The organism is Streptomyces sp. URMC 126, assembly GCF_051386555.1.
Classification (GTDB): Bacteria; Actinomycetota; Actinomycetes; order Streptomycetales; family Streptomycetaceae; genus Streptomyces.
Genome location: NZ_JBPQTX010000337.1, coordinates 1 through 7345, shown reverse-complemented (window position 1 = coordinate 7345; position 7345 = coordinate 1). Strand labels below are relative to the sequence as shown.

The 7345-nt window shown below is 75.6% G+C and carries 7 protein-coding genes; all 7 read right to left on the bottom strand.

Features of this window, described 5'->3' with window-relative positions:
- Positions 1-100 precede the first annotated feature (100 nt).
- Complete coding sequence (locus ACSNOK_RS28440; RefSeq protein WP_436783659.1) at positions 101-994, bottom strand: aminoglycoside phosphotransferase family protein; 894 nt, start codon at positions 992-994, stop codon at positions 101-103.
- Between the two features lie 45 nt (positions 995-1039).
- Complete coding sequence (locus ACSNOK_RS28435) at positions 1040-1864, bottom strand: SDR family NAD(P)-dependent oxidoreductase (RefSeq protein ID WP_436783658.1); 825 nt, start codon at positions 1862-1864, stop codon at positions 1040-1042.
- Positions 1861-3210 (bottom strand): protoporphyrinogen/coproporphyrinogen oxidase, encoded by a 1350-nt coding sequence (locus ACSNOK_RS28430; RefSeq protein WP_436783657.1) that lies wholly within the window; start codon positions 3208-3210, stop codon positions 1861-1863. Before ACSNOK_RS28430 ends, ACSNOK_RS28435 begins: the two co-directional genes overlap by 4 nt.
- A gap of 3 nt (positions 3211-3213) precedes the next feature.
- Complete coding sequence (locus ACSNOK_RS28425) at positions 3214-4251, bottom strand: AfsA-related hotdog domain-containing protein (protein WP_436783656.1); 1038 nt, start codon at positions 4249-4251, stop codon at positions 3214-3216.
- Positions 4248-5657 carry an NAD(P)/FAD-dependent oxidoreductase gene (locus ACSNOK_RS28420; RefSeq protein WP_436783655.1) on the bottom strand — a complete coding sequence of 470 codons (1410 nt, stop codon included), beginning with the start codon at positions 5655-5657 and terminating at the stop codon, positions 4248-4250. The genes ACSNOK_RS28425 and ACSNOK_RS28420 overlap by 4 nt, the downstream gene beginning before the upstream one ends.
- Positions 5654-6664, bottom strand: coding sequence for a 3-oxoacyl-ACP synthase III family protein (locus ACSNOK_RS28415; RefSeq protein ID WP_436783654.1), 1011 nt, complete (start codon positions 6662-6664; stop codon positions 5654-5656). Before ACSNOK_RS28415 ends, ACSNOK_RS28420 begins: the two co-directional genes overlap by 4 nt.
- The coding region (locus ACSNOK_RS28410; RefSeq protein WP_436783653.1) for an alpha/beta fold hydrolase at positions 6646-7345 on the bottom strand (700 nt) is incomplete at its 5' end. The genes ACSNOK_RS28410 and ACSNOK_RS28415, both read right to left, overlap by 19 nt.

Genomic DNA, 7345 nt, shown 5'->3' with positions numbered 1-7345 from the left:
TGTCGGAGGGCGGTGGGGCGGGCTGCCGGGGATACGGGCGGGCGGCCGGGCCGGTGCCGGCAAGTGCCCTGCCCCGCACGGCGGTTGAGGGGGGAGGTGTTCAGTCCTCCGTCAGCACCGCCCGCAGCACGTGCCGCGCGTTCCGCGCCATCGCCGCGTTGGACTTCCGGTAGTGGGGCAGGGCGATCAGCGCCTGGGAGAGGGTCAGGCCCCGGCCGCGCCGCCAGGCGGCGTCGTCCACGCCGAGCGCCTCGCGGAATACCCGCCGCGCGCCGGCCGGCAGCAGGTTCCACGCCGGGAAGAGGTCGCAGGCCGGGTCGCCCGTCCCCGCGCAGCCGAAGTCGATGACGGCGGCGAGCCGGCCGCGGCCGTCCAGCAGGAGGTTGCCGGGCATCAGGTCGGCGTGCAGCCACGTCGGCGGCCCGGCCGGGGCGGGCGCGTCCAGGGCGTCCTCCCAGACGGCGAGCGCGGCGTCGCAGTCGACGGCCTCCTCCGGGATCCGGCGCAGTTCCTCGACCGCCGCCCGGGTCTCCGCGTCGAGGTCGGCGAGCGGCCCGCCGCGGTGGGCGCGCGGCGGCGTCCCCGGCAGGGCGATCTCCCGCGTCGCCGCCACGAACCGGGCCAAGTCCCCGGCCAGCCCCACGGGATCGTCGAGCGCTCCCTCCCGGGGATGCCGCCCCGGCAGCCAGCGGTACACGGACCACGGCCACGGATACCCCTCGGCGGGCTCCCCGGCCCCGACCACCTCGGGCACGGCGACGGGCAGCCGGGGCGCCAGCAGGGGCAGCCACTCCCGGTCCCGCAGCACGTCGGTGACCCCGCCCTCCGTCAGCGGCAGCCGGACGAGCAGGTCCGCGCCCAGCCGGAACACGGCGTTGACCGTCCCGCCGGACGGCAGCCGCTCCACCGGGAGCCCCGCCCAGCGCGGGAACCGGCCGGCGACCAGCCGGCGGACGAGGTCGTCGTCGATCGGGTACGGGTGCCTTGTGCTCATGGACGGTCATCCGACCGCCGGGCGCCCGTCCGCGTCAATCGCTTTTCAACGGCGGGCGCGTGAGGCGCTTTGCGCCCGCCGGGCGTCGCGGAACAGCGGCAGTACCGTCGTCCGCAGCACCGGGAAGAGGAGCGCGCGCGGGGTGTGGCGGCCCGCCAGGCACTGGGCCTTGGCGACCGGGCCCGGGACCACGACGCGGCGCCCCCGCTCAAGGCCGCGCAGACCCGCCTCGGCGACGCGCCGGGGCGTGAGCCAGGCGAGGAACCTCCGCTCCTGCAGGGCCTCCATCCCGCCGACCGCGTAGAAGCCGGTGCGCACCGGGCCGGGGGCGAGCAGCGTGCAGCTCACGCCCGTGCCGCGGAGTTCCGCGTGCAGCGCCTCCGCGAAGGAGTTGGCGAAGGCCTTGCCGGCCGCGTAGGTGGCCGCCGTCGGCACCGGCTGGTAGCCCGCCGTCGAGCCGGTGACCAGGATCCGGCCGTGCCCGCGGGTCAGCATGCCGGGCAGCAGGGCCCGGGTCAGGGCGTGCAGGGCGACGACGTTGACCTGCACGCTCGCGGCCTCCAGCACCGGGTCGTTCTCGCTGAACGGCCCGCAGGTGGGGAACCCGGCGTTGGCGCAGAGCACCGCCACCTCCTCCCCGGCCAGTTCCCGGGCCAGCTCGCCACGCGCCTCCGGGTCGGCCAGATCGCAGGTCCGGACGCGAACGGGCACTCCGTGCCCGTCCCGCAGTTCCCCGGCGAGCCGCTCCAGGGCCCCGGTGCGGCGCGCGACCAGCCACAGGCCGTACCCGCGCGCGGCGAGCCCCCGGGCGAGTTCCTCGCCGATGCCGGAGGAGGCGCCCGTGACCACCGCCCACTGGTGGCCGGTCACGCGGTGAGCTCCGGGGTGCCGAGGTGGGTGGCGAGCCGGCCGGCCGCCGCGCGGCCGGTGCGGGCGCACGCCTCGATGGACACGCCCTGGATGTAGTCGCCCGCCAGCTCCAGGCCCGCGACCCCGGCCACGTCCTCGCGCACCTCCGCCAGGAACTCGGCGTGGTACGGCAGATATCCGCAGTACGCGGCCGGCCAGTGCTTGACCAGCAGCGCCACGCGCTCGGCCCGCGGCGCGCCCAGGTGGCGCACCAGCCGCTCCTCGGTCTCCGTCGTGAGCCGGTCGATGGTCTCGGGGCCGCGGTCGGTGAGCCGGCCCTCGCGTCCGCTGTAGGTGTAGCGGACGATGTGCCGTTCCTCCTGGCCGTACGAGCCGGCGTTGCTGCACGGCCCGTCGTCCATGGCGAGCGCGCGCACCTCGTGGGTGAAGACGTCCCGGTCGTACTCGACGAGCACCACGGTCGACGGGAAGTAGTTCACGTCGCCGAGGCGGCGGGCGAGCCGCGGCCGGGCCGAGCGGACGATCTCGGCGGTGGCGTAGGCGGGCGTGGCGAGGACGACCCCGTCGTAGTCGAGGTCCTCCGCCTCCCCGCCGGCCTCCGCGACCCGCAGGCCGGTGATCCGGCCGTCGCGCGTCCGCAGCCCTTCGACGGCCGTGTTCAGCCGGACCGTCACCCGCTTGGCAAAGGCGTCCAGGACGGGCTGGATGCCGCCGGTCAGCTGGTCGTAATGGTCCATCAGCATCGAGAGGTTGGTGCCGAAGGTGCCCGGGTAGACCTCGTCGGGCTCGGCGCCGTTGTTGCGGATGACCATGGGCCGCACCAGCATGTCGGTCATCTCGGGGCCGAAGAACGCGGAGAGCGGCGCGTGGTCGTGCTTCCGTGAGACGCCGCTGAAGTAGCGGGAGCCGAGGAAACGGTTCCGCCGGTCGGCGCGGATCCGGGCGGCCATGGCCGCCATACGCGCGAAGTCCCGGGTGGAGCCCATCCGCCGGATGTTCTTCAGCGTCTGGCTCCGCCGCTCGCTGTCGAGCGTGAGCACCTCGCCGTCCTTGATGCGGGACGCGTTGTAGCCGAAGGACTCGTACGCGGCCGAGCCGAGCTCCGAGGTGAACCAGCGGAACGTGTGGTACTGGCGGCCGATGTTCTTGCCGCCGGTCATGACCGGCCGGTCGCCGAGCTTGTCGAGGCCGAAGCGGCCGCCCAGGGTGTCGGCGGCCTCGATCACCTCGACGTCGTGGCCGAGCAGATCGAGGCGGAGGGCGGCGGTGAGGCCGGAGACGCCCGCGCCGACCACCGCGACGCGCCGCCGGGTACGCAGAGAGGACCGAGAGGACCGAGAGGGCATGGGTCAGACTCCGAAGTCGGAAGGGGCGGAAGATTCGGTAGAGGAAGGGTCGGTGGGGGCCGGGAGCAGGTCGACGCGGCCCTCGATGACCGTGCGGTCGAACTGCCGCAGGCGGACGGTCACCGGGACCCGCCCGCCGGCGTCCGCGGGGCCGGGCTCCGTCTCGTAGACGAGGTCCGCCCCGAACTCGGCGAAGTCGAGGAACGCCGCCTCGCAGCCCACGGTCAGGGCGTGCGGGGACGCGAGGGCCCCGCTCCGGCACGCCGCGGCGAGCGCCGCCTGCCGCATGCCCTCGACCATCAGCGGCCCCGGCATGTGGTCGTACTCGTGGTCGAAGAACGCCGGGTGCCGCTCGTCGGCGACGAGAAGGTACCGGCCGTCGTGGCCGTCCGCCGTGCCGACGACGACGTTCAGCGGCAGCCGGCGGCCCACCAGCGCGGGGTCGAGCCGCCGCGCCGCGGCCGGCGCGGTGGCGCCCACCGGCTTCCGGGCCCGCTGGAAGGCGCGCAGGACGTCGTAGTCCTCCTGCGACATGAAGGCCAGGAGCGCGGTGAGCGTCATCGCCCGGCGCCCGCCGACCTCCATGATGCCCTCCAGGACCATGCTCACCACGTCGGACCCCTTGCCCTGCCGTTCGGCGACGCGGTAGTGCAGGTACCCCTGGAGCGCCGACGCCCCGTCGTACGCGTACGCCTCCGGGTCCTCGACCCGCAGCGCGATCCGCTGGAGGCTGAACGGCAGCCCCACCGGCACGCCCACGTAGCGGTGCAGCAGCACGAAGATGGACTGCCGCGCGGCCTCGGCGGACGCCAGCGGGTCGTGGTGGGCCGGGTGCCGGTCGGACCACAGGCTGTGCGCCCGGGGGACCTGGAACGACAGGAAGAAGTCGGTGTCCGAGCCCTGTGCGGAGTCGGTGACGAACACCTCGCCGATCTGCCGGCGGTGCGCGAGCGCCCGGGGCACGGTCCGCTCGAACTCCAGCCGGACGCCCGGCGGCGGCAGCGTCCCGGGGACGGACGGGTGCGGTGCGGTACTGGTCATCTGGCCTCCGGTTCGAGCGGGTTCCGCTGGGCGGGACGCGGCTGGGGGCCGCCGCGGTAGACGGGGTGACGCATCGCCGAGCGGCGGCGGAGCTCCGTGCCGGCGAGCCGGCCCAGTTCGCCCAGCACCTCCCGGCGGCGGCCGTGGCCGCGCAGCAGGGCCTCGCCGGTGGCGCCGAGCACCCGGGCCGGGGTGAGGACGTCCAGGACGGAGGCGCGATGGCTCAGCAGGTCGAGGACGCCGTCGATCCGGCCCTTGGCGTGCAGCCCGCGGACGACCCGGGGGACGACCCCCGCGATGGGGCCCGCCACGCCCAGGTCCGCGGCCAGGCCGTAGTACTCGGCGTAGACGCGGTCCCGCCACCTGCCGTACGCGGCCGTCGCGCGGTCGAGCGCGGCGGTGCTCCCGAGGGCCGCGGCGACGGCGGGCGCCAGCCGCTCGGCCTGGTGGAAGGCGTCGCCGATACCGCGCCCGCCCGCCGGGTCCTTGAAGTGCCCGGCGTCCCCGAGCAGCACCCAGCCCGGGCCCGCCGCCTCGCGGAAGTACCCGTGGAAGCGGCGGATGCCGTGGATCCGGCCGACGCGGGTGGCGCCCGCGAGGGCCTTGGCGATGGGCGCGCAGCGCAGCGCGTGGGCGTACACGGACCCTTCGAGGTCGGCGCGGAACGCGTCCCGCTCGTGGTGCTGCGGGGAGACGCCGACGATGTACAGGCCGTTGTCGGCCGGTCCGCCGAGCAGGTGCCGGTCGCCCCAGCGGTGGAAGACGAAGGTGGGCCGCTCGCCCAGGTAGGCGCCCTCGAAGTACGCCCAGTAGTAACCGCGTTCGCCCGGCATGACGTGGTACATGCGGGAGCCGCAGGCCTCGGCGATCCGGGAGTTCCGGCCGTCCGCGCCGACGACGAGCCGGGCCCGCAGGACGGTCTCGGCGCCGCCGGAGACCGCCCGCACCCCCGCGACGCGGCCGGCCTCCCGCACCACTCCGACCACCCGGGTGCCCAGCCGCACCTCGGCGCCCGCGGCGCGGGCCGCGTCCACCAGCACGGGGTCCAGGACCTCCCGGCGGACGCACGCCGCCCCGCCGACGTCACCGGGGTGCCGCGGGAAGGCGGCCACGCAGCGGAAGTCCTCCAGCCGCATGTCCACATGGCTCATCGGGGTGACCCCGGCCGCCCGCAGCGCCTCCGTCACGCCCAGGCGGTCGAGGAAGGCCAGGGAGTCGGCCTGGAGGATGCTCGACGACAGGGTGGGGCCGATCCGCGCGGCCTGGTCCAGCACCGCCACCCGCAGGCCGCGGCGGGCGAGGAGCGCCCCGAGGGGGGAGCCGGCGCAGCGCGCGCCGACGATGACGACGTCGAAGTCCTCGGTGGGCAGCGCGCCTTGGGCGGGGGCCGCCGGTATGCCGCTCATGACGCGTCGTCCCAGCGGACCGCGGCCGCGGCGGCGAAGTCGCCGGCGTGCGCGAAGCCGGACATCACGACGAGGTCGCCGGAGCGCAGCCCGCCGGCGCGCGCGGCCTGGTCCAGGGTGACGGGCACGGCGGCGCCGTACAGGTTGCCGAAGCGGTCGAAGGTGTCCAAGTGCCGCTCGGGGGCGATGTCCAGGGCCTCGCGCCAGTTCTTCAGGAAGACCCGGTTGGGCTGGTTGGTGACGAGCACGTCGATGCGGGACGGCTCTTCGCCGAGGTCGGCGCAGAGCTCCCGGACCAGCTCGGGGACGAGGGTGTTCCCGCGTTCGCGGATCTCCGTCCGCTTCTCCGGGTCGAACCAGATGTCCGCCTGACCCGTCCCCGGCTCCCAGTACTTGCGCCCGTCCGACGCCCGCAGGCCCAGGTCCTCCGCGTACGCGGGGGTGCTGCGCTTGCGCACGCCGAGGATCGGCGAGCCGCCGCCCGCCCGCAGGTAGGCCACGCCGCAGCCGTCGCCGGGCAGCGCCGCGTGGGGGCGCTTCCGTACCTCGGACTGGGCGAACATCTGGCCGGCCGCGTTCTGCGCGACGGCGACCAGCGCGGTGCGCGCCGAGCCGTCCGCCATGATCTTCCGGGCCAGTTCCAGCATGTACACGAACGACGCGCAGCCGCCGTTGTGCAGGTCCACGATCCACTCGGGGTCGATGCCCATCCGGTGCGCGGCCTGCGCGCCGACGCCCATGAACGGGTCGTCCGGGAGCAGCACGTTGGTGAGGAGCACGTCGACCGGGGGACGTCCGCCCAGCCGCTCGAAGAGGGGCCGGGCCGCCTTCGCGATCATGTCGGAGGCGCGCTCGCCGGGGGCGACGTGGTGCCGGGTCGCGGGCACCTTGAACAGGGGGGCGTTGGCGAAGGGGTCCACCGGGGCGTCCGGGTCGTGGAAGAACTCGGGGCCCACGACGTTCTCCGGCAGATGACTCCCGAAGCCGACTATGCCGACGGGCTGCATGGCATTTCCTTTCGAAGCCAGTCCTCGACCGCGCGTGCCGTCGGGGCGGCGTCTTCTTCGAGGAGCGAGAAATGATCGGCGGGCACCGTCAGGACGGTGTCCGCGGCGCGCCACAGCCGCCACTCGGCGCCGCCCGGCGGCTCGGGGCCGCGCTCGGCGGCGAGCAGCAGCGTGGGCGCGGTGAGCGGGTCGGCGGCCCAGTGGTCGAAGAGGCCCAGATAGCCGCCCATGGCCAGGACGGCCGCCTCGTCGGGGGCGTCCGGTAGCCGGGAGAGGATCCGTCCCATCGCCCAGCCGAACACCTCGCGCTGCTGGGCGGGTTCGGGTTCGTAGGTGTCGATGAGGACGGCGCCCGCGACCGGGTGCCCGGCCCGTTCGAGGGCGGCGGCGACGGCGTGGGCGAGGGCCCCGCCGATGGAGTGCCCGGCGAGCAGGACGGGTGCGCCGGCCGCGGCCTCGGCGGTCGCGGCGGCCAGGCTGTCGACGGCCGCCCGCCAGGACGCCGGGCGGCGGGGCGCGGCGCGGTCGAGACCGGGCAGGGGCAGCGCCGACATCCGGAGCCGGTGCCGGAAGCCGGCGGCGAACCGGGCGAACTGGTGCGGGCCGGAACCGGCGAGGAAGGACGGTACGCACACCACGGCGGGTGCGGCGGGGCCGTCGGAGACGAGGACGGGGCGGGGT

Excerpts from the sequence above, each read along its gene's own strand:
- ACSNOK_RS28440 (WP_436783659.1), bottom strand. The coding sequence starts at position 994 with ATGAGCACAAGGCACCCGTACCCGATCGACGACGACCTCGTCCGCCGG.
- ACSNOK_RS28430 (WP_436783657.1), bottom strand. The coding sequence starts at position 3,210 with ATGCCCTCTCGGTCCTCTCGGTCCTCTCTGCGTACCCGGCGGCGCGTC.
- ACSNOK_RS28425 (WP_436783656.1), bottom strand. The coding sequence starts at position 4,251 with ATGACCAGTACCGCACCGCACCCGTCCGTCCCCGGGACGCTGCCGCCG.
- ACSNOK_RS28420 (WP_436783655.1), bottom strand. The coding sequence starts at position 5,657 with ATGAGCGGCATACCGGCGGCCCCCGCCCAAGGCGCGCTGCCCACCGAG.
- ACSNOK_RS28415 (WP_436783654.1), bottom strand. The coding sequence starts at position 6,664 with ATGCAGCCCGTCGGCATAGTCGGCTTCGGGAGTCATCTGCCGGAGAAC.